Genomic DNA, 24,624 nt, shown 5'->3' with positions numbered 1-24,624 from the left:
TCCCCCCCTCTTTTGAATGTTTTTGTGAAAAATTCCTATCGATTACTGCACCGGCCCGCATCAGGCCTGCCGGGTTCTTCCCTCCTCCACCGGCTCGATTCCGGGCACCTCAGGGCACTTGAGGGCACAACAGGCCGCGGCCGCAAACAGCAGGGCGACCCAAACCAGAACAGCGTCCGGCTGCAACCACGGCAGCAGCGCCGCAACCAGCAGGGGCCCGAGGATCCGTCCGGAAACCAGATACCGCTTGGCCAGCCCGGCGCTCTCGCCCTGGCCCCCGGACGCCCGATGGGACAGGGCGAAAATCACCGACTGCGCCAGGGCGGTAAAGCAGGCGCCCTGCAGCAGGCGCAGCAGCAGTATCTGCCACAGCTCCCCGGCCAGCGGCAGCAGGCCCACCGAGAGGGCGCAACCCGCCGCCGCGAGTGCGAAACGGTGGCGCACATCGCCGCTGTCGTTGGCCCGCCCCCACCGGGGGGCGGCGAGCATGCCTGCGGCCCAGGCCGCGGCGTGGATGATGCCGGTGGCACTGGCCAGCGAATCGCCGGATACCCTCGACTGCAGAAACAGCACAAAGGTATTCACCAGTGCCATGGCACCCGCCTGGGAAAGACAGGCCGCCAGCATCCAGTAAACGGTAAAGGATCTATGGGATGGCAACGGGCGGGCGGCCATTTGCAGCGCGCCGTCCGCGGAACTCTTTGCATCCCCGCACGCGGGCTCGCGCAGCGCCATTGCCGCCATCAGTGCCGCGATGCCGGAAAATGCCGCGGTGGCAATCAGCAGCGGGCGCAGCGACCAGACATCCATCAGCAGGCCGCCGATTACCGGGCCGGTGAAGCAGCCACAGGCGGCAGCACTCTGCAGCCGGCCCAGTACCCGACCGCGCCGTTCAATGCCGCCAGCGGCACAGGCGAATGCGGTCAGGGTGACGCTGACCCCGCTGGCGCCTAATAGCAGTCGCCCGAGCAGGAAGCCGACGATGCCATCGCTCAGTGCAATCAACGACATGCTGGCGGTGAACAGCACCAGAGAGACCAGCACCATAAAGCGGTAACCGTAGCGATCGCAGGCGCGGCCGATGCGCGATGAAAAAACCAGTGCCGTCACTGCGGGCGCAGCCAGTGCAAAGCTGGCCCAAACCGGCGAATAACCCTCGCCGAGCTGAGCCAGGTACAACGGCATGAGCGGCACCATGGCCATCAGCCCCAGCGTGGCCACACACTGGCAACACCAGAGCAGGACCAGGTTTCCGCTGTTTGCTTGTACAGGGTTCATGGATTAGAACAGCGGCAGTTTCGTACCGGCGGACTGCTCGAGCGCCTTTTCGTAAAAGCGGCGGGCGCAGACCAGGTCGTCCACCGCCATGCCCATGGCGTTGAGCAGAATGATTTCTCGGGGCCATTCGCGCCCCGGCCGCGTGCCGAGCACCAGTTCACCCAGTTCGGCGTGCAGTTTCTCGCGGCTGAAGCGGCCCTCCAGCACCAACTGGTGGATGATCTTTTTTTCCCGGTTTGACTGTTCCCAGTCGTCGACCACCACTTTATCGGCGCGCTCGAACACTTCCTTGTGCACATCCATGATGGAAACGTTGCTGACAAACGCCCCCGGGCGGAGCCAGTCGTATTCGATATAGGGTTTGTCCGCCGTGGTGCAGGTAACCACCAGTTCTCCTTCCCCGACCGCCTCGCGCGCGCTTTGCGAGATGACACAGTCGAGGCCGGGGCGCAGCGCCTCGAGGCTCGACTTCAACGACACTGCGGCAGCCCCGTTGTGATCGTACAGGTGAACCCGCTCTATGCCGGAAAACTGCTCCAACAGGGTGATCAGCTGCATGCGCGCGATGGGACCGCAGCCGATGCAGGAAACACTGGAAAATCCCGGCAGGGCCAGGTGCCTGGCGGCCACCGCCGTCACTGCCGCGGTGCGCATACCGCTGATCAGGGCCCCCTCCATGATCGCGACCGGGTAGTTGCTGTGCGCGTCGTTGAGAACGATCAGGGCGCTCGCCCGGGGCAGGCCCCGCTCGCGGGGGTTGGCCTCGCGGCTGCCCACCCATTTGATGCCGGCCACCGGCCGCTCGCCACCCAGGTAACAGGGCATGGCGATAATGCGGTCGGCGATGTGGGGAGCGTCGGGCCAGCGCAGGTAGGGTTTCAGGGGCTGGACCGCCTCGCCCCGGGCGTGCAGGGCCAGACCCTCGGTGATGGCGTCGACATATATCTGGCTGGATTCGGCGCCGAGTCCGATAAGGTCGGACTGGCTGAGATAAAGCATTGTCGGCGGCACTGCTTCCTGTTTGATCCGGGTCGATCCGCTTGCAGTTTCCAGAGAATGTAAATCGGCTGTCGATGGCGCCATGAATCCCTCCAAACGCTTGATAATGGGAGTTATTGGTTTTACAGCCTTTCGGAGGCGGCGCTGTCAGCGCTCTTCCCGCCAGGCGGCTTCACGTTAACTTGAGAACTATTATCAAAAAGAAAACGTTCTCATTAACGATTGCTGCGCATTCTACACGCCAATAATTCTCATTTGCAACAAAAAACCACTATCAAGGCACAGCGCCTTCAGAGGGAATAGATCAGGGAAAAGTGGAACGGTATCGGGGGACCGATACCGGATGGGGGGCACTGGATATCTGCCAGAAAATTGGGCGAGAAACCTCTCTCTCCCGCCGGTTACTCGATGCCGGGCGACTACCAGGGAATCTCGCTGCCGTCGTAATTGAAAAAATGGCCACTCCCGCCCAGGTGGGCAGCGAGCAGGGTTTTCTTCAAACCGGCAACGCTCTCCTCCGCGGAGATCAGCGCATTGGGCCCACCCATATCCGTCTGCACCCAGCCCGAAGGATAGTACCGGGCATAACGACTCCTTCAGTGGTATTCTTGCGCCGTCCCGATGATAGCAACTACCTGTCAATGTACTACTCACTGAGCGATCTCTTCTGGCTGTTCCTGTTCATCCTCGCCGGCTGGTACCTATGGGCCGGCATGGCGGCCAAGGAACAGGTGCGCCGGGCCGCCGCCAGCCACTGCGCGCAACTGGGCGTACAGTTGCTGGACGACACCGTGGCCCTGATGCGCACCCGCCTCAAGCGCGACAGCCGCGGTCAGGTGCGCCTGCAGCGCAGCTACGAATTCGAGTTCACCTCCACCGGCGAGCACCGCTACGCCGGGATCGCCGTGCTGCACGGGCGGCGCATAACGCAGATACAACTTTCCCCCCACCACCTCGCCTGAACGGAGCACAGATGAAACGCGGAATCTATCGCCACTACAAAGGCGAGCGCTACGAGGTAATGGAAGTGGCCACTCACAGCGAAACCGGAGAGCGGCTGGTGGTCTACCGCGCACTGTACGGCGACTACGGCGTCTGGGTGCGACCGCTGGAAATGTTTGCGGAAAAAGTGGAAAGGGACGGCGAACTGGTGCCGCGTTTCCAACTGTTACAGGAATTTGACTAGCGCGACCGGGCGCCATTAATGTTGCCGCACCCCCGTCAACCGATCCAACAGATAAGGCCTCTCATCGGTGAACAATAAAAAAATAATGATCTACGGCGCCTACGGCTATACCGGCGAGCTGATCGCCCGCGAAGCCGTGGCCAAGGGCTACCGCCCGCTGCTGGCGGGGCGCAGTTCGCAAAAACTGCAGCCGCTGGCGGAAGAATTGGGACTGCCGGCCATGGCGGTCGGTCTCGACTCCAGCGAAACCCTGGAGCGCACCCTGCGGGATATCGACGTGGTGATCCACTGCGCGGGGCCCTTCTCCGCCACCGCCGAGCCCATGATGCTCGCCTGTATCGCCAGTCGCACCCACTACCAGGACATCACTGGAGAAATGTCGGTCTACCAACTGGCCCACAGCATGAATGCGGAAGCCAAAGCCGCGGGCGTGGTGCTCTGCCCGGGAACCGGCTTCGACGTGATTCCCACGGATTGCCTGGCGGCGGCGCTGCACAAGGCGATTCCCACCGCCACCCACCTGAGCCTGGGTTTCGATTCTGACTCCTCTCTCAGCCCCGGCACCGCCAAGACCTCCATCGAGAGCCTGGGCGTCGGCAGTGCAATAAGGCGCAACGGCGAGATCGAGATTACCGGCCACGCCGAAATCAGCCGCACCGTCGATTTCGGTCGCGGAGAGAAATTCGCCGTCTCGATTCCGTGGGGCGACGTGGCCACCGCCTACTACTCCACCGGGATTCCCAATATCGCCGTGTATATTCCCATGAGCCCGCGGCGCGCGAAAAAAATGCGGCGCATGAACAAATTCCGCTGGCTGCTGCGCAAGCAGTGGGTGCAGGACTGGCTCAAGCGCAAGGTGGACAAATCTGTACGCGGGCCCGGCGAGGAGAAGCGCGCGGAACAGCAGACCTGGATCTGGGGCGAAATACGCCACGACCGCCGCGGCGAGCGCAAGATCGGCCGGGTGGTCACCGCCAACGGTTACGATGTCACGGTGCACGGCTCCCTGGCGGTGATGGAATTCCTGCTCGACTACAAGGGGCCCGGTGGCTACTTTACGCCGTCGAAACTCTGCGGCTACGAACTGGTGGAGCGGCTGCCCGGTTCCGGACAGATCAAGATCGGTATCGATTGAACCTATGGGCACCCGGTGCGCACGGCGCACCCTACAGGCCCGCCCGAGTCCGAGTCCCGAGTCCCGAAGGCGAGGCCCCCCGGCGGCCCTGCTGCCGGTAGCCGTTCGTTCAACAGCCTCATCGGCAATCGTCTCTCGAACGGCTCCCGGCATCAGGGCCTTCGCATCAGGCTCCGGTATTCTTTCCCGAGTCCCGACATTTCACAAACCTGACATAATTCGGTCAATTCCGCGCAATACAAGCTTCGTACCTTGGCCCCATGCGAAGCTTACCTGTCACTCTGAAAAGCCTGGACGTATCCCTGGTACTGCATATGGCGGAGCGGGCGATGCGGCCGGCGTCGCGCAAACGCTACCTGTGGCTGTCGAAATCCGCGGACGGCTGGCTCTACCTGATCTCCCCCCTGATCGTGGCGCTGGCCAGCACCGGGGCGGCTGCAGTCCAATTTTTCTACCTTTGCGGCACCGCCTACGCGGTGGAGCGCTCCCTCTATTGGACCATCAAGAACACCACGCGGCGACTGCGCCCGCCCCAGGCGATTCCCGGCATGCGTTCAGTCATTGTCGCCCACGACCGCTTCAGCCTGCCTTCCGGACACACTTCCGGCGCCTTTCTGTTCATCACCCTGCTCTCCCAGGCCGGTAGTCCGCTGTGGCTGCTAGGCTATTTTTGGGCCGCGGGCGTGGGCACCTCACGCGTGGGCCTGGGCGTACATTTTCCCACTGATGTCTGTGCCGGCGCCGCCCTTGGAACCAGCGTCGGCCTGCTAATTTGCGGAGCCTTTTTGTGAAAATACTCTATGGAGTGCAGGGTACCGGCAACGGCCATATCTCCCGAGCTCGCGCCATGGCCGGTGCGCTGCAAAATCACCCGGACCTGGAAGTCCAATGGCTGTTCTCCGGCCGCGACCCCGACAAACTGTTCTGTATGGAAGCCTTTGGCGACTACTGGTGGCGCGAGGGCCTGACCTTCGTGCACCGGGAAGGCCAGCTGGACGGCATCGCCACCACCAGGCAACTGCATCTGCGCCGGCTGCTGCGGGATATCCGCGAACTGCCGGTGGACGATTTCGACCTGGTGATCAGCGATTTTGAGCCGGTCACCGCCTGGGCCGCCAGGCGCAGACGCAGGCCCAGCCTGGGCCTGGGGCACCAATACGCATTCAATTTCCCGATCCCGGCGCCGCGCTATCGGTGGCTGCCGCGGGCGGTTATGCGCGTCTTCGCGCCGGTGCAGAGCAGCCTGGGCATGCACTGGTATCACTTCGGCCACCCGATACTGCCGCCCATCGCCCAGCCCCACGGGCTGCCCGGCAGCGGCGGGCACATTCTGGTGTACCTGCCCTTCGAACACCATGGCCCGATGCTGGGGGAACTGGCACAGCTGCCGGAACGGTTTATCGTTTACGGCGCCCCGGTGGACCTGCCCGCGGCGGAGAATATCCAACTCAAGGCCCCCTCCACAGACGGCTTTCAACAGGACCTGGCCGATGCGCACGCGGTGATCTGCAACTCCGGTTTCGAGCTGATTGCGGAAACCCTGGCCCTGGGCAAGCCCATCCTGACCCGCCCCTTGGCCGGCCAGTTCGAGCAGGAGGCCAATGCCTGCGCCTTGCGCGAACTACAACTGGCCAGAGTGGTGGAGCGGGTGGACGCCGCTGCGATTCGCGACTGGCTGGACAACGATCCCGCCGGGGTGCGCATCCAGTGGCCGGATGTGGCTGGCGAGATAGTGCGCTGGATCGCCGACGGCCGCCGACAGACACCCGCAGAACTGGCCAACAGCCTGTGGGAACAGGTGGTGCCAGGACGCGGGGGCAGCGCGCTGGAGTCCGCGGGAGCCGCTGCTGAGTAAAGGCCAGAGACTTCCCATAGGTTGGGATGCGTCTCCGGGAATCCTAAGAGCCTGTTTGGACTCTTGCACGAAACTCTCCAGGGCCGGGTGGGGTGCTGCTTTCCGGGACCGTATGAGGCATGGATGCCGATTACGAGCGTACAGGGACGTATTCACAGCGTGTCCCGGAAAGCAGCACCCCGCCCGGCCCCGAGCACCCCGCCCGGCCCCGCACTGAGACCGAATCTTTGAAGACTTCAAATAGGCTCTCAGAGACTCCGCAGATACTGCCCCGGCGTCACCCCGAGATACCGTTTGAAGTGTGCGGCAAAATGGCTCTGGTGGGAGAAACCACAGAGCACCGCCACCTCCGCCTGCGGCAAGCCCGCCTCCAGCATTTCCCGCCCGCGCTGTACCCGCACCTTGTTCACATACTGGTGCGGGGTCAGCCCGGTGCTCAGCTTGAACATGCGCGCGAAATGGTAGCGGCTGAGGCCGGCGGCCTGTGCCAGTTGGTCCAGTTGCAGCTCACCGCCGAAATTCGCCTGGATATAGTCCCGCGCGCGGCTGAGCTGGCGGCCGCTCAGGCCGCCTTTCAGGGGTCCGTTCGCCGAGCGCGGCTGCACAAAGCTGCGGATCAGTTGCCCCATCAGTTCGTAGGTGCCTTGCTGCAATTGCAGGCGTTCGCCCCCCTCCACCCACGGTGTCTGCAGCAGCGCTTTGCAGGCGGCATTGATTCGCGGGTGCTCGAAGAAGGTCAGGTCGGGAATCTCCACCCGGCGCGGATCGTAGTCGAAGGACTCCAAGGCGAAGTGCCTCAAGCCGGCGTCGGAAATATACAGGTGAACAAATTCTTGGTACTGGCCCACTTCCCAAACGGAATCGCTGGTGGCCGGCATCAAGCAGAGTTTGCCAGGGGCGCCGAAGCCGTGTTCCGCATCCAGCCGCCGGGTGCGGTAGCCGCCGCGCAGGTACAGGCTGAGGGTGTGGTGTGCCACCTGGTGGTAGGCCACGCGGACTTCGCGGTTGCCCCACAGGGCCAGGGACAGATCCCGATTCAGGACACAGTGATTCAGGCGGCGGGCGCCGGCGCCATCCAGTGTCTCGCTAACGGTGGTTGTCACTGCTCTGCTCATAGGGGCCAAGCTACTGTGAAAAACGCCCCCGGACAATTCCCCGCCGATAAAAACCGCAAGAATCTGCTAAGCACCGCAATATCCTGCGCGATTCCCCAGGCGCTCCTCCCTATGCTGCCCATCCATTCGCAGTATCACGGAGTCACCCATGAACCTGTTTCTCTACGCCAGCACGGTATTGCTCTGGGGCACCACCTGGATCGCCATTCACTTCCAGATGGGAGAGGTACCGGTGCTGGTCTCGGCGTTTTACCGCTTCGCGATCGCCGGCCTGCTGTTCCTGCCTGCACTCATGCTGCTGCGCGGGGTGCAGAAAACCACGCTGCGGGATCACGGCTTCTTTGTGCTGCAGGGCGGCTGTCTTTTCTCGCTGAATTTTATCTGTTTCTACACTGCCAGCCAGTACATCGTCAGTGGGTTGATTTCGGTGGTGTTTTCCGCAGCGGTGCTGTTCAACGCACTGAACAGCCGGCTGTTGTGGGGAGAGCGCGCCGAGCGCGGTGTCTACCTGGCCGCGGCACTGGGTATCGCCGGCCTGATATCGCTGTTCTGGGACAGTATCGCCGGCGGCAACTTCGATAGGACCGCCGCCCTGGGGCTGGGCCTGTCGGTGCTGGGCACCTACTTTTTCTCCCTGGGCAATATGGTTTCGGTGCGGCACGCCAGGAGGGGGCTCAAACCCTGGACCTGCAACGCCTACGCGATGAACTACGGCGCGTTGATACTGCTCGCCTGCATTGTGGCCAGCGGCACACCCTGGAAACTGGACACCAGCCCGCTCTATCTGGGCAGCCTGCTCTACCTGGCAGTCCCCGGCTCGATCCTGGGCTTCACCGCCTACCTGAGCCTGGTGGGCCGCATCGGCGCCAACCGCGCCGCCTACGCCACGGTGCTGTTCCCGATAGTGGCGCTGAGCTTTTCCGCCTGGTTCGAAGGCTATCAGTGGACCGCGTTGAGTTTTGGCGGGCTGTTTCTGGTGCTGCTGGGGAATACGGTTTCGCTGGGTGGGCTGAGAGTGATCGGACAGTGGCGCTTGCGGTTTGAGCGGGAAAAAATCCCCCTGTAGGAGCAGCCGTTGGCCGCGATCGGTTTCCACTACGAAGCGAGCCCGGTCGCGGCCAACGGCCGCTCCTACAAAATCACCTCGATTTCAGTGCCGCCTTCGGGCAGGGATTTCGCGGAAATCTCACCCTGGTAGCTCTCGACGATATCCATCACCACCGCCAGGCCAATGCCCTGCCCCGGCTGCTGCTGGTCGGCGCGCACGCCGCGACGGGTGACCTGCTGCCATTGCTCCTCGTCGATACCGGGGCCGTTGTCGACGACGCGAAGTTGCAGCTGGCGCCCGTCGTCGCCATTGCGGATATCCACATCCAGCTTGCCGACACCGTACTTGTAGCCGTTGTCCAGCAGGTTGCCGAGGAGTTCCATCAGGTCGCCCTCGTCACCGTAGAACAGCGTATCCTCGCTGCACTGCAACTGCACTTCCGCGGGTTTTTCGCGATAGACTTTTTCCAGCGCGTCGAGAATTTTCCCCACCAGCGGCGCCACCGGCACACCGCGCAAAATAGATTTTGGCGAACTGGCCACCGCGCGCTGCAGCTGGTAGCTGATAATGCTGTCCATACGCTGCACCTGCTCGATCAGGCTGGTATAGGCGGCGCGCGGATCGCGGGAAAAATTCAATCCCTTCATCACTGCCAGCGGTGTTTTCAGGCTGTGGGCCAGATCCGCCATGGTGTGCCGGGTCTTTTCCCGCTGGCGGCGCTCGTTTTCAATCAGCAGGTTGAGGTTGTCGGTAAGGGGTTTGAGTTCGCGGGGAAAATCTCCCTGCAGGGTGTCGCTCCCCCCCTGCTGCATTCTGTGCAGCGCACTCGCCACCGAGCGCAGCGGCGCCAGGCCCCAACGCAATACCAGCCACTGCAGCAGTACCAGCAGCAGCGCCCCCAGGCCCAGCCAGCGCCAGATGGTGGAGCGGAACTGCTCCACCTGCGCCGCCAGCGGCGCCGCGTCTTCCAGTACCACAAAGGTAAACCGCTGTTCGTTGTCCAGCCCCCAGGCCACGCCCTGGAGAAAACTGCTGTACTGGACATCCTCCACCCCCTGCAATTCCAGACGGGTGTATACCTCGCGTCCCTGGGGCAGCGATCTGCTGGGCAGTTGCGGCAGAGTAAGGGCCGAGGCGGAGCGCCAGATTACCCGGCCCTGCTCATCGATCACCGCGCCGATCAGGCCGGAGTCCGGCTGGTTGAAACGCTCCTCCGGCAGCACCGGGGGAAATCTCAAACCGCCGTCGTCCGGCTCCGCCACCGCCAGCAGGGTGTACACATGCAGCTGGAGTTCCCGAGCCTTGGCCTCGTCCAGGGAGCTGCGATAGGCGTGCTCCAACACCCCGGAGATCAGTACCAGGAACACCAGCAACATTAAAGTGGTGACGAGAGTCAGGCGACCTTTGAGGGAGTGGAGCCAGGAGGAGAGCACGCGGTAAACGTCCCGCTATTCCGGTATCAGGAAACGGTAGCCGCGCCCGCGCAGGGTTTCGATGGGCTTGATCTGCCCGGCAGCGTCGAACTTCTTGCGCAGGCGGCCGATAAACACCTCGATCACATTGCTGTCGCGGTCGCAGTCCTGTTCGTAGATATGTTCGGTGAGAACGGTTTTGGATACCACTTCGTCCGGGTGCAGCATCAGGTATTCCAGTACCTTGTACTCGTAAGAAGTAAGCTCAAGTTCTTTGTCGTTGACCGTCACCCGCTGGGCGCTGGTGTCCAACACAATGGGACCGGCCTTGATCGCCGGAGAGGAAAAGCCGGCGGAGCGGCGCACCAGCGCATTGAGGCGCGCCAGCAGTTCCTCGGTGTGGAAGGGTTTTACCAGGTAGTCGTCGCCACCCGCCTCCAGGCCGCGCACCCGCTCCTGCCAGTGACCGCGGGCGGTGAGGATCAGGATGGGAAAGTGCCTGCCCTCTCCGCGCAGGGTTTCGATCACCTGGATGCCGTCCAGCTTGGGCAGGCCCAGATCCAACACCGCGATATCGTAGGGGTATTCCCGGCCCAGATAGAGCGCCTCCTCTCCGTCCGGCGCCTCATCCACGGTGTAGCCCGCTTCGCGCAGGGAAGCGGCCAGTTGTTGGCGCAGTACCTGTTCGTCTTCTACCAGCAGTGCCCGCATCGCTGTCTACCTCGCCTGTTTAGCGTGAAATACGCCCACTCTGTTTATCCACATAGACCACATACACCTGGCTCTTGTCGGACAGGCCCTTGATGCGGTACAGGCTGCGGCCACCTTTCTGCACTTCGGAAATCGCCAGTATCTTGCCTCCGTAGCGGCGCTTGACTATTTCCGCCGCCTGGTCGCGGGAAATGCCGTTACTTTGCACCCGGAGGAACTCCGCCTGATACCGAACGGAGCCGTCTATCAGTTCCGCATGCAGCGGCGCCGCGGAGAGACTGAGTAACAATGCCAACACAACAGAAGTTGGCCGAAGTGCAACGCTAACTGATTTCACGATAGTGCTCCTGTAACAACCGCTTTCCTACGCCTCCCTGTCAAAAAGCCGGGGCTACGTCGACGCGAACCCGGATTCTATCGCCGGGATGGCGGTCAGTGCGAGTCATATAGTGGCGACCATTATAGCGGTAGCGCACGTCGTAGCCGACCAGTTCGCGACGGGTAGTGTATTCATCCACCACCTGGCAGCGCTGCTCGGTGACATAGCGGGTGTGGCCGTTGCGCCGGCTCAGGTCATGGCCGATGGAGGCGCCCAGGGCCGCCCCCGCTACCGCGCCCACTTGTTTGTTGCGCTTGTGGTGACCCAGTTCATTGCCCAGCGCGGCGCCGATGATACCTCCGATAATAGTGCCGGTGGCGGAGCCGCCGCGCTCCCGGTAGGCCATCTGCTCGTCCCAGCAGCGGGTGCGGGGTTCGCGCACCTGGATGTCGGTGTACACCGGGGTGACGTCGGTGACCCGGGCGTAATCGTAGGAATCGCCGTAATCGCCATAGTCGTTGGGGTAGTACCCGTAGTCGCCGGCAGCGGCGGTCGTGCTGAAGCCCACGAGGCCGGCCACCAGGCCGGCGAACAGGAGGTTTTTGCGGATTTGCATGGTGGTTCTCCCTTTGTCCGATGGGAGCACTCTAGTGGGGGGTGACTGAATTGAAGCTGAACTGCACCTGCGGTTAGCAAATTCCGTGATCGCCTTCGGGCAACCGGCGCCGTTCCGGCGGCAGAGCCATAAGGCGGTGGTAGGCCTCGCGCGGCCGGTGCATCAATCACTCTGCAACGCATCAATCGGATTCAACCGCGAAGCCTTGATCGCCGGATAGACGCCGAACAGCAGTCCGATGGCCGCACAGACGGTAAAGGACAGCAGTATCGCGCGCAGTGACCAGGAAACGGCCCAGCCGGCGTAGAGGGCGATGACCTCCGAGAGCAGCACCCCGAAGAGGATGCCCAGCAGGCCGCCGAGGACGGCAATGGTGAAGCTTTCGATCAGATACTGGGTTCGGATATCCCGCCGGGTGGCGCCAACGGCCCGCAGCAGGCCTATCTCGCTGGTGCGCTCCAGTACGGTGGCGAGCATGATGTTCATGATGCCGATGCCGCCCACCAGCAGAGAGATGCCGGCGACACAGGACATGACGATATTGAAGATGGCCTGGGTCTCCATCTTCTGCGCCATCAGCGCCGCCGGCACCACCACAGTGAAATCCTTCACTTTGTTGTGGCGACGGTTGAGCAGATGGGTGATGGCCCGAGCCGCCTCCCGGGCGTCGGTGCCGTCGGCGAGCTGGAATTTGAGCTGGCTCACCTCCGCGGCGAGCGGTTGGTGGGGAAAGCGCTGCGCGGCGGTGGCGAAGGGAATAAAGACCTGGTCCTGCTCCGCGCCCAGGCGCACACCCTCGAATTCCGTACCCTCGACAAAGGGCGAATCCAGCACGCCGATCACGTAAAACCAGAGATGGTTGACCTTGATGCGCTCGCCCACCGCGGGGCGCCCGGAGAATAGCTGTCGCGCCACTGACTCCCCCAGCACCGCCACCTGGGCGAAGCGCTGTTCGTCCCCGTCGCTGATCAGGCGGCCGGCGGAGAGCCGGAAGGGAGACATGCGGAAAAAGGCCGGACTGACGCCGGTGGCCATTGCCTCGCTCTTGCCGAAGCGGCTGAACAGGCTGTAGGTCTCGATAGATTTCTGCGCGGCGAAGGCCTCGACGAAATCCAGTGTGGCCAGTGCCGCCTCGCCGTCGCGCAGGCTCAGGCCGGCCGACTGCTTGCGCTGTTCGTAGAGTTCCTGCCGTTCCAGTTCGGGGCTCTGCACGATCAGGTTGTTGAGCCCCATGGTCTCGATCATCCGCAGCGCCTCGCGCTCGGCGCCCTTGCCGATATTGAGCATCGCGATCACCGCGCCGACGCCGAAGATCATCCCCAGCAGGGTCAGCAGTGTGCGCAGCTTGTGCTGGGACAGTTCGGCGAGCGCCTCGCGGAAGCTGGCGAGCAGGGCCCGGCCGCTGCGGGACTGAACCGAAAACAGGGCCGAAAACAGGCCCGCGAGGGAAAACCCTGCGGAGTCTTTTTCCATCTCGTTTTGCCCGGCCGCACTCATAGCTCCACCTCATACAGGGCGATGCGGTCACCGGGGGCCAGCCCCCCGGTGACCTCGATATGGGTCGGCGTGGCCCGCCCGGGGGTCACATCACGGCGCTGGAAGCCGCCCTGCTGGTAGAGGTACACGTAGGCCCCGCCGCTGTCCCGGAACAGGCTCTGCATCGGAATTTCAATACACTTCTCGGGCTCGGCGACGCGGATTTGCGCGCGCACGCCGCGGCCGAGTTTGAATTGCCGCGAGTGTTGCTCGTCGAAGGCGGCCACCACTTCGTAGTATTTCTGCGGGTTGCCCCGTACGATGGAGGCCGGCGCCGCACTGACGCTCGTGACTGCAGCCGCAAAACGCTGCTGTGGCTGCGATTCGGACCAGACGGTAACCGCCTGCCCCTCGGCGAGGCCGATGGCCTCCCGCTCGGGTACCCACAGCCGCGCCTGCATCACGCTGATATCCGGCAGGTTGGCCACCTTGTGCCCCGGCCAGACCTGGCTGCCCACCTGGGGTTTTTCCCCGCGCCAGTTGGCGGCATAGGTGAGCAGGCCGTCGTGGGGCGCGACGATTTCCAGCTCGGACAGGCCCTCGTCCAGCCGCGCCAGCTTTGCACCGTGTTTCTGCTGCTGCACCGCGAGCACCTGCACCTCTCCTTCGGCACTGTTGGCAAAGCGCTGGTTTTTCCAGCCGAGATAGTCGAGCTTGGATTGCAGGTAGCGGGTGTCCATCTGGTCGTCGAGGATTTCCAGGCGCGACTTGAGGCGGTCGTCCTCTATGGCAAAGCGCTCGGCAAAATCCTTCTCCACCGACACCTGGCCCATATCCGTCAGTATCGCTATCTGCTCAGTGTCCAGGGCGCCGCGCTTCTCGCGGAGGTCCTCCGCGGCCTGGGTCAGCTCACCGCTGGTGGCAATCCGCTGTCGGCGCATCTGCTCGCCGTCGAAGCGCACTATCACATCGCCCTTTCTTACCTCGGAATACTCGGGAGCCAGCCAAGCGATAAATTTCGGCGGGCCCGACACCGGTGCCTGTATGGCGGTAGCGGACTCCGCCTCAAGTTCGCCCCGCGCAGACACCAGCGCCTCCCGCTCGCTGTAGCGGACGTGGTACAACACCGGCTCGGAACTTTTGTCGGCGCAGCCCGCGATGAACACCGCCGCGCCCAATGCGATTGCAGCCAGCCGTTTCACTTCGCCTCCCCCGCCACCAGTTGTTCGCCCGCGGGGGTTTTTACCGAGAGGGACGCAGTCATGCCGGGCTTCAAGGCCCCGCCGCCGCCCTCCTCCAGGCCCACCAGCAGGTCGATCACCCGGCGCCGGTCGCCGCTGGCGCGATCGCGCACCACTCGGCCCAGCTCGACAATGCGGCCGCGCCGAGTCATCCCCCGCGCACCGTCGATCACCACCTCGACTTCCGCTCCGGGAGCCAGGTAGGGCTTGTCCACTTCATCGGCCTGGGCGCGCACCTGCATCCGGCTCAGGTCGGAGATCTGCAACACCGGCTGGCCGAAACGCACGGACTCTCCCTCGGAGGCCTTCTCCCCGTTCCAGTTGGGAACGTACTGTACCAGGCCGCCGATAGGCGCCTTGACCTTGAGCTTGTCCACCTCCGCCTGCAGCACCGCGACCTCGCCTTCAGCTCGTTCCACCTTGTGCCTGGCCATGGAAATTCTCAGGGCGCCGGTGCGCTTGTGCATCTCGGCGAGCTCGCGGGCCAGTTGCAAGTCGTTGCCGGCTATCTCGAAATCGATGGCGGCCTTCTCACGCTCGTTTCTCGATAGGGAATGGTCGAGAATCCCGGCTCGGCGCTGGGCCTTGTCGAACTCCGCACGCATTTCCTCGATGGCCAGCATGTCGTCCCTGACCGTCTGCTCTTCCTTCAGGATGGTGTTGTTGAGTTCGCTGCGCAGCTGCTTCAGTTCGGACTGCTTTTCGATCAGCTTTTCGCGCACCGGCTTATCATCGAACTCGATCACCATGGCCCCCTTTTCCACCAGGGAATTTTCCGCGACCATGCGTTTGATACTGTACTGCCACATGCGGGTGATCGACGGCGGCGCCACCATAACGGAGCGCTCGGATTCCAACTCGCCGGGGATCGGCTGCAGGGCGGCATGTTCCACCGCGGATGTTTCGCCACTTTCTCCACTGTCCCCGCTGCAGGCGGCGAGGAACAGTGTCAGCAGGGCCGCCTGCCAGAGGGCACCTCTAAAAATCGTAGCGAGCGGGTTGTCCTTCATTCTTCGGCCCCCGGGAATTCTATACGCACCCCCATTCCGGGCAGCAGCTCGCCCGTGGTTTCCCTGGATGGCGGTGTTTCGGTGAATCTGAATACCAGCCGATAGTAGAGCCCTGGCTCCTGTCGCTGCTGTGGCTGGGTGGCAATATCGGTGAGCCGGGCGGGAAAACTGTGCTTGAGGCGGGAATCGAAGATAAGTTCGGCGGACTGCCCTTCGTGTACGCGGTCGATATCTATCTCGTGCAGCCAGGCTTCAATGTAGAGGTCGCTCAACGAGGGAATCTCGGCGATAAGCCAGCCGGGCTGGGCGGTCATGCCCACGAACACCCGCTCGCCGGTCCAGGGGTGTTTGCTGTAGAGCACCGGGCCGGCGCGCTCGGCGCGCAGGGTCATGGAAGCCAGCTGCGCGCGCTTATATTCCAGCTTGGCCTGGGAAGCTTCGATCTTGATCCGCTGCTTTTTCGCGGCGACTTGCCGGGTCAGCTGCGCCTGGGCCAGTTCCTCTCGCGCCTTGCGCACCGTGGCCTCGGCTTCCTTTTTCGCCACCTGGTAGGAGTCGTATTCGTAGACACTCAGGTACTGTTTGGGCACGGCGGCATCGATGCTGGCCTTTTTCAGCAGCAGTTGCTCGCGCTCGAGGGCGAACTTTTTCTCCAGTACCGTCTGCGCATTCGCGCTCTCGTCTTTCTGCAGCTTTTCGCGGGCGGTGTCCAGCGCAACGGTTTCCGACTCGATTTCCCCCTGGATGGCAGCGCCGTCGAAGACCGCCACGATTTCGCCGGGCTCGGCCACCTGCCCTTCCGGCATCAGCCACTGAACCTCCACCCGCCAGTTATCGGTCATCGGGGAGAAAAATGACTGGCTCTTCTCCGCCCGCAGCTCTCCTCCTAGTAGCAGCGGCGCCCCGCTGAGCAACAGCGGCGCCTCGCTGGCCAGCGCCGGCACCGACGTCAGTAACAGGAGGGCTAGGCGCAACATTTCGAGTCCTCCACCACTGCGCCGTCGCTCATGCGGATAATGCGCTGCGCGCGTCTCGCCACCTCCTGCTCGTGGGTAACCATCACGATGGTCTGCCCCTCGCTGTGCAAGGCGCAGAGCAACTTGAGAATTTCTTCAGAGGTCCTGCTGTCGAGATTGCCGGTGGGTTCGTCGGCAAAAATGACTTTCGGTCGGTTGATCAGCGCCCGGGCGATGGCGACGCGCTGGCGCTGGCCGCCGGACATCTCGTTGGGGCGGTGGTCGACCCGGTGGCCAAGCCCCACCCGCTCGAGCATTTCGATGGCGCGCTCGCCGGCATTTGCCGTGTCATCGCTCGAAAAGCGCAACGGCAACATGACGTTCTGCCGCGCGGTCAGGCGCGGCAGCAGGTGGAAGGTCTGGAAGATAAAGCCGATATGGCGATTGCGGATGGCCGAAAGGGATTCATCGTCGAAGCTCCCCACCTCGCGCCCGTCGAGCCAGTAATGGCCGGAGGTTTGCTGGTCCAGGCAGCCGAGGATATTCATCAGCGTCGACTTGCCGGAGCCGGACGAGCCCATCACAGCGACGAATTCGTTTCTTTCGATATGCAGGGAAATCCCCGAGAGTGCCACAACCCTGGCATCTCCATCGCCGTACTCCCTGCGCAGTTCCTTTATTTTTATCACGCGCCTATCCAGTATGAGACCTTCTCACCCGGCTCCTGCTCAGAACAATCGGCCAAATATTAATCAATTTACTTCTGTGGGGCAATACGCGCTGAGGCTATGGTGAAGAGATTCGCTGGCTGATGCTACCGTTTTTCCTTGAGTCGGGTTGGGATCGCCTCCATGGCTGTCGGGACTTTGAATTGATCCATCCTTCTTATTGGATAACCAACTCGTTTTCCTGGTTTTTTTCTTATCTGGTGTGCGTAATCGACCGCATCCGACTTATTTTCGAAGTTCTTGATGGAACGCTTTCCACCGTCTTTCTTTACCCCCCAACCGCCATAGCCGTCAGGGACTGCGTGGTATGCTTTTCTGGGCATTGCCGTCTCTCTGAGCAAGAAAGAGTGTGAAATCTGAGCCCGTACTGCTCAGGCCGCAATCTGCGGTATGTAGAAAGCGCTTATTAATACAACCTCAGCAGCTCAAAAAAGGCGCGTAAATCTTCTTCAAACCCTCATTTTTACAGAAAACCCAAGCTTCACTTATCAAATATTACGTGGTGCGGACCTATAAATTTTGTCTGCCCCGGTATTCCCAGCGACTACACCGCATCCCACTTCACCCACCAGCAACTCAGCAATGAGCAGACCAAGACAAAAGGAGATACGCCCCGCTGTAATGGCGTGTACTTGACCCTCATATACTTAGTGGTGTAAAACGGCGACGCAAGGAAGAACAAAGAACAAAGATAGTTGGTTGGCATGGGTATGTATCGACTTTTAATTGCTGCGGCCTTGAGTATGGTCACAAAGTGGGCTTTTGCAGCGGAAAACTGCACCGAAGTTTTTCATGGCGCTTATCCGGATTACCCTTCAGCATGGAGCGCCTGTACCACTGAATGGAATCAGCCGAACACATGCATTGGTGCGTCTCTTAATGGTGTGAGGGCTTTAGGTATTGCGCACACAGTTAATGGGATCGGACAAGATTATTACGCGCAAATCCAGGCTGGAGACTGTAGCAATCAGCCAGAAACAACAAATGGCTGGACTCTTCACTACTATTTCTATCTAAGCCAATGTCCTGAGGGGACTACGCCGAATCCAGAACTTGAAAATGCTTGTGTCTGCGAGCAAGGCACAATGAACTATTGGACGATGTCCTGCGAAGAGCTAGAAGTACCCCAATGCCAACCCCCGACCACCTACAACGAAAGCACCAGTCTCTGCCAAAAAGAATGCCCCATAGACAAACCCTGGTCCGACTCCGCACGCGACTGTATGCCTCCCCCAGAACCCCAGAGCTGCTCCAACCAGACCGGCGGCCCATCCAATCTGGCCGGCAACCCGATTAACTTCTTCAGTGGGCATAAGTTGCAGAGGGAGGTGGTCTTTGAGGGGTGCGGTGATTTCCCGCTGACCTTCTCCTGGCTCTACAACAGCTTCGGCAACCACCAGAAGAGCGGCGCCGGTTACAGCGTTGGTGCGGGCGTTGTCGGCGAGACGATGGTGCATACCGAGCAGCCACTGCCGTCTGGAGAGCAGCCTATCTCCCTGCCGCTCGACAAAGACCCTGCGCAGGAGTACACCGGCGGCTCCACCGAGCACTGGCGCCACAACCACAGCTACTTCCTGGCGCATTACGCACTGCCTGATGGCGTGACGGAGCGGCTGATTGCCTACCGTCCAAACGGCAGCGATCTGCATTTTGTCGATGAGAGCGGCACCTTTGTTGCCTTGGCCAACCGCAACTGGCGAGCCACCAAGGGTTTGGACGAGAGCCAGCGGCACACTGGCTGGACGCTGAAGGTCGATGGTCGTATCGAGAAGTACGACGCCGTCGGTCGCATCCTTCGCGTGGAGAATGAGCAAGGCAAAGGCATCAGCTACACCTATGGCGGCAACGGCGCTCAACAGGCATCCATCACCGACGACAACGGCAACAGCATCACCCTGGCCTACGCCGACGGCAAGCTCATACAGATCACCCGCAACGACGATGCCGCTTACCAGTTCGCCTACAACGGCAACAGCCTCCTGCAATCCATCACCTTCCCAGGCAGTGAGAGCCCGCAGCGGGTGTTTCGCTACGAGGACGCGCGGTTTCCGTATGCGTTGACTGGTGTTACCGATGAGGTGGGCAAGGTGTTCAGTAGCTTTGTCTACGATGAGCAAGGCCGTGCGATTCGCTCAGAGCACAATGGTGGCGCTGAGTCTGTCGATGTGGAATATGTGGATGCCAATACCCGGCGTTTGACCAATGCCTTGGGCAAGAAGGCCACATATCACTATGCAGATGTGAACGGGGTTAAGCGCACTTCTTCGATTGACGGCGAAGCCTCAGCAAACTGCGCGACTGCCAACAAGGGCTACACCTACGATGCCAATGGGTTTATAGCCAGTGAGACTGACTGGGAAGGTAATGTAACTACCTACACCCGCGATAACCTGGGGCGAGAGCTGACGCGGACCGAAGCTGCAGGTACTCCTGAGGAGAAAACGATCATTACCGAGTGGCATTCTGAGTTCAACGTGCAGGTCAAGGTCACCACTCCAGAGAGTGTGACTGACTATAGCCATGACGGAACAGGGAGGTTACTTAGTAAACGGGTTTCTCTTGCCGGTGATTCCTGATGATTATATTTATTGTTTTCCCGTTTCGTAAGCCGGCGACTCGTTCTTGTATCAATTAGCATCTAATATCAGTATTTATATGTTTCGTTTTTTAACGGTTTTAACTGTTTTTCTTTTTTCAAGCTCTTCAATTTCTGAAGGGGTTTGTGAGGAGAAATTTATTGGATTGTTTGGCACGAAAGCTGAGGCGTGTGCAGCGGTTAACGCTGCATCAGATCATCCTGTATATACTGGTGATCCTAACAGCTGTCTTCAGTATGGGACGCTTCTTAACTCAGAAACTGGTTTACGCTCAATTGATCTTTATAGATCGTATTACTCTTCGAACGACATTCCTCGGGCGTATGAATTTGCGACTTGTTCAACTAAGCTAAATGCCACTCCTGAAGATGCCTATGGGTATTCATGGTCAGCTCACTTTTATGATAGTGGTTTATGTCCTGAGGGCACTATCGCCTTACCGGAATCTGGCGGTGCTTGTGAATGTGTTGGCAATGCCTCGTATGATCCTGAAGCGCAAACATGTGAGGCTTTTCAATGCCAAGCACCAACTACCTATAACGCGGACGTTGGTCTCTGCCAAAAAGAGTGTCCCAGAGATAAGCCATGGTCCGATAACGCGCGGGACTGCGTAGCCCCACCAGAGCCCCAGAGCTGCAGCAACTTGGCCGGCAACCCGATCAATTTCTTCAACGGCCACAAGTTGCAACGAGAAGCCGTCTTTGAAGCGAGCGGCGAGTTCCCTCTGACCTTCTCCTGGCTTTACAACAGCTTTGGCAACCATCAGAAGGCCGGCGCTGGCTACAGTGTTGGCACGGGTGTTTCTGGCGAGACAATGTTACACACAGAGCAGCCGTTGCCCGCCGGCGAGCAACCTATATCCCTGCCGCTCGATAAAGACCCTGCTTCGGAATACACAGGCAGTGCCACAAAACACTGGCGCCACAACCACAGCTACTTCCTGGCTCACTACACCTTGGCAGATGGCGCGACAGAGCGAATGATTGCCTACCGCCCTAACGGAAGCGATCTGCATTTTGCGAATGAGAGTGGTGTCTTTGTTGCGTTGGCCAATCGCGACTGGCAAGTGACCAAGGATTTGGATGAGAACCAAGAGCACATCGGCTGGACCCTGAAAGTCGATGGCCGTATCGAGAAGTACGACACCGCCGGCCGTATCCTGCGCGTGGAGAACAAACAGGGCAAAGGCATCACCTACACCTACGATGGCAACGGTATCCAGCAGGAGTCCATTGCTGACGATAATGGGAACAGCATGACCCTGGCCTACACCGACGGCAAGCTGACCCAGATCACCCGAAATGATGGAACCGTTTTTGGTTTCGCCTACAACGCCAACGGCCTGCTGCAATCCATTACCTTCCCCGGCAGTGCATCGCCGCAGCGGGTGTTTCGCTACGAAGACAGCCGTTTCCCCAATGCCCTCACCGGCGTTACCGACGAGGTGGGCAAGGTTTACAGCACCTTTGCCTATGACGACCAGGGCCGGGCAATCCGCTCCGAACACAACGGCGGCGCCGAGTCGGTCGATGTGGAATATGTGGATGCCAATACCCGGCGTTTGACCAATGCCCTGGGCAAGCAGACCACCTATCACTACACGGATGTGAACGACGTAAAGCGTATTGCCTCAATTGACGGTGAAGCTTCAGCCAACTGCGCGGCGGCCAACAAGGGCTACACCTATGACGCCAATGGCTTTGTCGCCAGTGAGACGGATTGGGAAGGCAACGTCACCACCTACATCCGTGACAACCTGGGCCGTGAGCTGACGCGCACAGAAGCCGCTGGTACGCCCTCAGCACGGACAATCACCACCGAGTGGCATCCGACGCTGAATGTACCGGCCAAGGTCATCACACCGGAGAGCGTGACCAACTACAGCTACGACAGCTCTGGCCATTTGCTGGGTCAGAAGGTCACGCCGGTGGCCAATCCGTGACTGGGCGATAAGCAATTTGGCTTTTGTTGTCAATGGTTAACTGATTGCAAGAAGAATCTCAAGGAATCGATATGCACTTCACCAAGGCAGTCATCGCAGGGGCATTGAGCTTCCTGGTCGCCCACGGTACCAGCGCGGCGGTTACGGAGCAGAACTGGTCCTACACCTACACCACGGCGGGCAAGTTGGAGACCGCCAACGGTCCGCGCACCGATGTCCCGGACATCACCACCTATGGCTACGATGCGAACAACCGCCTGGCCAGCACCACCAATGCGCTGGACCATGTGGAGTCCATCCTGGTGTACGACGCCGGTGGTCGTCCCCTGAAGGTGCAGGATGCCAATGGCCTGCAGACCCACTACACCTATACGGTGCGTGGCTGGCTGGAGACAGTCACTGTCAAAGCGGCTGCCGGTGATCTGGTGACCACCTATACCTACGATCCCGTGGGCCAAGTCACCAACATTGCGTATCCCGACAGTTCCAGCGTCACCTTCGAATACGATGCCGCCCGCCGCCTGACCGCGGTGGAGAATACCCTGGGTGAGCGGGTGGAGTATGTCCTGGACCCCGCCGGCAACGTAAAAGAAGAGAAAGTGTTCGCTGCCGACGGCACCACGCTGGTGCGCTCCGTCAGCCGCAACTACGACGAGCTGAGCCGCCTGATCGATGTGAACGGCAACAACGGCCAGAACACGTCTATCGCCTACAACAAGAACGGCGAGCGCGTCTCCACCACCGACGGCAATCAGAACACGACCGGCGAGACCCGCGACGCCCTGGGCCGGGTCAAGACAGTCACCGATGCGGACACCAACCAGATTCAGTACACCTACGACAGCGCCGACCGCATCAAGTCCGTCACCGACCAGCGCGGCAACACCACCCGCTACGAATACGACTTCGCCGGCAACCTGACCAAGCTCACCAGCCCGGATACCGGTGTTACCGACTACGACTACGACGAAGCCGGCAATCTCAAGGTGCGCACCGATGCCAGGAGTGTCGTCACTAACTACAGCTACGACGCCCTGAACCGCCTGACGGCGATCACCTATCCCGGCAGCACCTCAGAGAATGCCGTCTTCACCTACGACAGCACGCTGAACGGCAACAAGGGCACAGGCCGCCTCACCGGCTACAGCAACGATTCCGGCTCTACGGCCATCACCTACGACGACCTGGGCCGGATCACCCGGCAGGACGACACCATTGCCAGCTGGAGCTTCAGCACCCAGTACAGCTATGACTCAATGGGCCGGATCGCCAGCATTACCTATCCCTCTGGTCGTATCGCCACCTACAGCCGCGACTCCTTGGGCCGTATCAGCGCCATCACCAGCAAAGACGACGCCCACGCCACCGCCCAGACCATCGTCAGCAACATCCAGTACCAGCCTTACGGCGGTATTGCGTCCATGGACTATGGCAACGGCATTACCCAGAGCTACACCTACGACCTGGACGGCCGACTGGAGACGGTAACCGCCACCGGTATCGGCAACATCCGCTCCGACTACTACACCTACGACCTGGCCAACAACATCACCGGCATCGCCGACAACTTGGATGCCAACAAAGATAAAGCCTTTATCTACGACAACCTCAACCGCCTGACGGACGAAGGCTATGTGGAAGGCCAGAAGAACTACCAGTACGACCCGGTAGGCAACCGCACCCAGAAGACCTGGACCAAGACCGACCAGAGTCAGGAGGCGAACGCCTACAGTTACGAAACCACCTCCAACCGCCTGATCCAGAAGGACGCCAAGGCTTGGGTAACTGATGCTGTCGGTAACACCATCAGCACCGACGACGGCGCCAAAACCTACACCTACAACCACGCCAACCGGCTGAAGACCTACACAGAAAACACCCAGCTCAAGGGTACCTACTACTACAATGCTCTGGGTCAGCGGGTGCGCACGGACAAGGCCGAGGACAACCTGCTGCACTACGACCTGAGCGGGCAGTATCTCGGCGAGACCAACATCGCTGCCAACGGCACCGACATCCAGAGCCAGATTGACTACATCTACCTGGACAACATGCCGGTTGCGCAGGTGGTAACCCAATACAGTGAAGGCCAAGTTCAAAGCAGAACCCTGACCTACCTGCACGCGGACCACCTGAACACGCCAAGAATCGGCACCGACAACAATGAAAAGATCGTCTGGCGCTGGGATAGCGATGCGTTTGGGCAAACCGAGCCAAACACCAATCCGGACAACGATGCCAATCAAACCGTTGTAAACTTGCGGTTTCCCGGCCAGATCAAAGGCAGCGAGGCACCGCATTACTACAACTACTTCAGGGACTATGATCCGAGCACTGGCAGGTACCTTCAAAGTGATCCGATAGGATTGGCTGGCGGTCCTAACACCTACGCTTATGTTTATAACAACCCCACAATGCTCTATGACCCATTTGGCCTCTTCAGTATGGACGATGTGTGGGGAGGAGTTTATTGGGCTACCGGAGGATGGTCACCGTCACAAGGGGCGGTTGATTTCTCTGCAGGATGGGGCGATATACTAAGTTTTGGTTTGACGCGTCAAGCTCGCGACTTGTGGGGTATCAACAACGTCAACATGTGTTCGGGTGCATACAAGGGTGGGGAGGCATTTGGCTTTGTAAATGGTTTGGCGCTCGGCTGGGCTAGTGGAACGAAAGCCGCAGCCAAAGCTGCCAGCGGAAACAATTGGGCAAACTTTTCGCACAGCCTTATCCCGAATCGGCTCTTGAAGAAATTTAATAACCCGAGCGCAAAATGGATGAATAAAACGGGCAATCGCTTAAATGGTGATTTTGTAACGCCTGCTATGCATACGCGGATGGATGCTGCGGCTAGATTTGGCTTAAGTCGAGAGTGGCTCGCAGCAAACCCCCTGTTTTCGCCATTTCGCCAGCTGATAAATCGAATTCCCTATGTGCCTGGTGCTGCAGCTTACGGCGCTGGCTCAGCTGCGTTGAACGGCTGTGGCTGTGGCAACTGAG

At 60.5% G+C, this 24,624-nt stretch carries 23 protein-coding genes; 9 read left to right on the top strand and 14 right to left on the bottom strand.

The window, feature by feature from the left end; all coding sequences use genetic code 11:
- Positions 1 to 60: 60 nt before the first annotated feature.
- The 3 genes from PP263_RS02260 to PP263_RS02250 form a co-directional block, all read right to left on the bottom strand.
- Positions 61 to 1,278 (bottom strand): MFS transporter, encoded by a 1,218-nt coding sequence (locus tag PP263_RS02260; protein ID WP_308366754.1) that lies wholly within the window; start codon positions 1,276 to 1,278, stop codon positions 61 to 63.
- A gap of 3 nt (positions 1,279 to 1,281) precedes the next feature.
- Positions 1,282 to 2,277, bottom strand: a complete 996-nt coding sequence (sbnB, locus tag PP263_RS02255) for a 2,3-diaminopropionate biosynthesis protein SbnB (protein WP_308366753.1) — start codon at positions 2,275 to 2,277, stop codon at positions 1,282 to 1,284.
- A gap of 419 nt (positions 2,278 to 2,696) precedes the next feature.
- Positions 2,697 to 2,825, bottom strand: a complete 129-nt coding sequence (locus PP263_RS02250) for a hypothetical protein (RefSeq protein WP_308366752.1) — start codon at positions 2,823 to 2,825, stop codon at positions 2,697 to 2,699.
- Between the two features lie 93 nt (positions 2,826 to 2,918).
- On the opposite strand from PP263_RS02250, the gene PP263_RS02245 reads away from it, so the two are divergent.
- From PP263_RS02245 to PP263_RS02225, 5 genes are all read left to right on the top strand, one after another.
- Complete coding sequence (locus PP263_RS02245) at positions 2,919 to 3,239, top strand: DUF3301 domain-containing protein (RefSeq protein WP_308366751.1); 321 nt, start codon at positions 2,919 to 2,921, stop codon at positions 3,237 to 3,239.
- Between the two features lie 11 nt (positions 3,240 to 3,250).
- Complete coding sequence (locus PP263_RS02240; RefSeq protein WP_183463474.1) at positions 3,251 to 3,463, top strand: DUF1653 domain-containing protein; 213 nt, start codon at positions 3,251 to 3,253, stop codon at positions 3,461 to 3,463.
- Positions 3,464 to 3,530: 67 nt separating this feature from the next.
- Complete coding sequence (locus PP263_RS02235) at positions 3,531 to 4,598, top strand: saccharopine dehydrogenase NADP-binding domain-containing protein (protein ID WP_308366750.1); 1,068 nt, start codon at positions 3,531 to 3,533, stop codon at positions 4,596 to 4,598.
- A 260-nt stretch (positions 4,599 to 4,858) separates the two neighbouring features.
- Positions 4,859 to 5,389 carry a phosphatase PAP2 family protein gene (locus tag PP263_RS02230; RefSeq protein ID WP_308366749.1) on the top strand — a complete coding sequence of 177 codons (531 nt, stop codon included), beginning with the start codon at positions 4,859 to 4,861 and terminating at the stop codon, positions 5,387 to 5,389.
- Complete coding sequence (locus tag PP263_RS02225) at positions 5,386 to 6,453, top strand: MJ1255/VC2487 family glycosyltransferase (RefSeq protein ID WP_308366748.1); 1,068 nt, start codon at positions 5,386 to 5,388, stop codon at positions 6,451 to 6,453. The genes PP263_RS02230 and PP263_RS02225 overlap by 4 nt, the downstream gene beginning before the upstream one ends.
- 248 nt (positions 6,454 to 6,701) lie before the next feature.
- Here the strand turns inward: PP263_RS02225 and PP263_RS02220 are convergent, their stop codons facing one another.
- The gene (locus PP263_RS02220; RefSeq protein ID WP_308366747.1) at positions 6,702 to 7,556 is read right to left on the bottom strand and encodes an AraC family transcriptional regulator; all 855 of its coding nucleotides are present in this window, start codon (positions 7,554 to 7,556) and stop codon (positions 6,702 to 6,704) included.
- A gap of 160 nt (positions 7,557 to 7,716) precedes the next feature.
- Between PP263_RS02220 and PP263_RS02215 the strand changes: the two genes are divergently transcribed.
- Positions 7,717 to 8,634, top strand: coding sequence for a DMT family transporter (locus tag PP263_RS02215; protein WP_308366746.1), 918 nt, complete (start codon positions 7,717 to 7,719; stop codon positions 8,632 to 8,634).
- Between the two features lie 65 nt (positions 8,635 to 8,699).
- On the opposite strand, the gene PP263_RS02210 is transcribed toward PP263_RS02215, so the two are convergent.
- The 10 genes from PP263_RS02210 to PP263_RS02165 all read right to left on the bottom strand — a co-directional run bounded on the left by PP263_RS02210 (position 8,700) and on the right by PP263_RS02165 (position 17,408).
- Entirely contained in the window at positions 8,700 to 10,049 is a 1,350-nt protein-coding gene (locus tag PP263_RS02210) for an ATP-binding protein (RefSeq protein ID WP_308366745.1), read from the bottom strand.
- A gap of 15 nt (positions 10,050 to 10,064) precedes the next feature.
- Entirely contained in the window at positions 10,065 to 10,739 is a 675-nt protein-coding gene (locus PP263_RS02205; protein ID WP_308366744.1) for a response regulator transcription factor, read from the bottom strand.
- A 19-nt stretch (positions 10,740 to 10,758) separates the two neighbouring features.
- On the bottom strand, positions 10,759 to 11,076 hold the full coding sequence (locus tag PP263_RS02200) for a PepSY domain-containing protein (RefSeq protein ID WP_308366743.1): 318 nt from the start codon (positions 11,074 to 11,076) through the stop codon (positions 10,759 to 10,761).
- Positions 11,077 to 11,116: 40 nt separating this feature from the next.
- Positions 11,117 to 11,674, bottom strand: a complete 558-nt coding sequence (locus PP263_RS02195; RefSeq protein WP_308366742.1) for a glycine zipper 2TM domain-containing protein — start codon at positions 11,672 to 11,674, stop codon at positions 11,117 to 11,119.
- Positions 11,675 to 11,836: 162 nt separating this feature from the next.
- Positions 11,837 to 13,171 carry an ABC transporter permease gene (locus tag PP263_RS02190; RefSeq protein WP_308366741.1) on the bottom strand — a complete coding sequence of 445 codons (1,335 nt, stop codon included), beginning with the start codon at positions 13,169 to 13,171 and terminating at the stop codon, positions 11,837 to 11,839.
- The gene (locus PP263_RS02185) at positions 13,168 to 14,352 is read right to left on the bottom strand and encodes an efflux RND transporter periplasmic adaptor subunit (protein WP_308366740.1); all 1,185 of its coding nucleotides are present in this window, start codon (positions 14,350 to 14,352) and stop codon (positions 13,168 to 13,170) included. Before PP263_RS02185 ends, PP263_RS02190 begins: the two co-directional genes overlap by 4 nt.
- Complete coding sequence (locus PP263_RS02180; protein ID WP_308366739.1) at positions 14,349 to 15,401, bottom strand: HlyD family efflux transporter periplasmic adaptor subunit; 1,053 nt, start codon at positions 15,399 to 15,401, stop codon at positions 14,349 to 14,351. Before PP263_RS02180 ends, PP263_RS02185 begins: the two co-directional genes overlap by 4 nt.
- Entirely contained in the window at positions 15,398 to 16,378 is a 981-nt protein-coding gene (locus PP263_RS02175) for an HlyD family efflux transporter periplasmic adaptor subunit (RefSeq protein ID WP_308366738.1), read from the bottom strand. Before PP263_RS02175 ends, PP263_RS02180 begins: the two co-directional genes overlap by 4 nt.
- Entirely contained in the window at positions 16,366 to 17,046 is a 681-nt protein-coding gene (locus tag PP263_RS02170; protein ID WP_308366737.1) for an ABC transporter ATP-binding protein, read from the bottom strand. Before PP263_RS02170 ends, PP263_RS02175 begins: the two co-directional genes overlap by 13 nt.
- A gap of 125 nt (positions 17,047 to 17,171) precedes the next feature.
- Positions 17,172 to 17,408, bottom strand: a complete 237-nt coding sequence (locus PP263_RS02165; protein ID WP_308366736.1) for a DUF2188 domain-containing protein — start codon at positions 17,406 to 17,408, stop codon at positions 17,172 to 17,174.
- Positions 17,409 to 17,789: 381 nt separating this feature from the next.
- On the opposite strand from PP263_RS02165, the gene PP263_RS02160 reads away from it, so the two are divergent.
- The 3 genes from PP263_RS02160 (at position 17,790) to PP263_RS02150 (ending at position 24,623) form a co-directional block, all read left to right on the top strand.
- Positions 17,790 to 19,661 carry a hypothetical protein gene (locus tag PP263_RS02160; protein WP_308366735.1) on the top strand — a complete coding sequence of 624 codons (1,872 nt, stop codon included), beginning with the start codon at positions 17,790 to 17,792 and terminating at the stop codon, positions 19,659 to 19,661.
- 835 nt (positions 19,662 to 20,496) lie between these two features.
- Positions 20,497 to 21,624, top strand: a complete 1,128-nt coding sequence (locus PP263_RS02155) for a hypothetical protein (RefSeq protein WP_308366734.1) — start codon at positions 20,497 to 20,499, stop codon at positions 21,622 to 21,624.
- Between the two features lie 71 nt (positions 21,625 to 21,695).
- Positions 21,696 to 24,623, top strand: a complete 2,928-nt coding sequence (locus PP263_RS02150; RefSeq protein WP_308366733.1) for an RHS repeat-associated core domain-containing protein — start codon at positions 21,696 to 21,698, stop codon at positions 24,621 to 24,623.
- Position 24,624: the final 1 nt, after the last annotated feature.

This window comes from Microbulbifer sp. TB1203, from assembly GCF_030997045.1.
Lineage (GTDB): Bacteria > Pseudomonadota > Gammaproteobacteria > Pseudomonadales > Cellvibrionaceae > Microbulbifer.
This window is presented reverse-complemented; position numbering and strand designations above follow the sequence as displayed.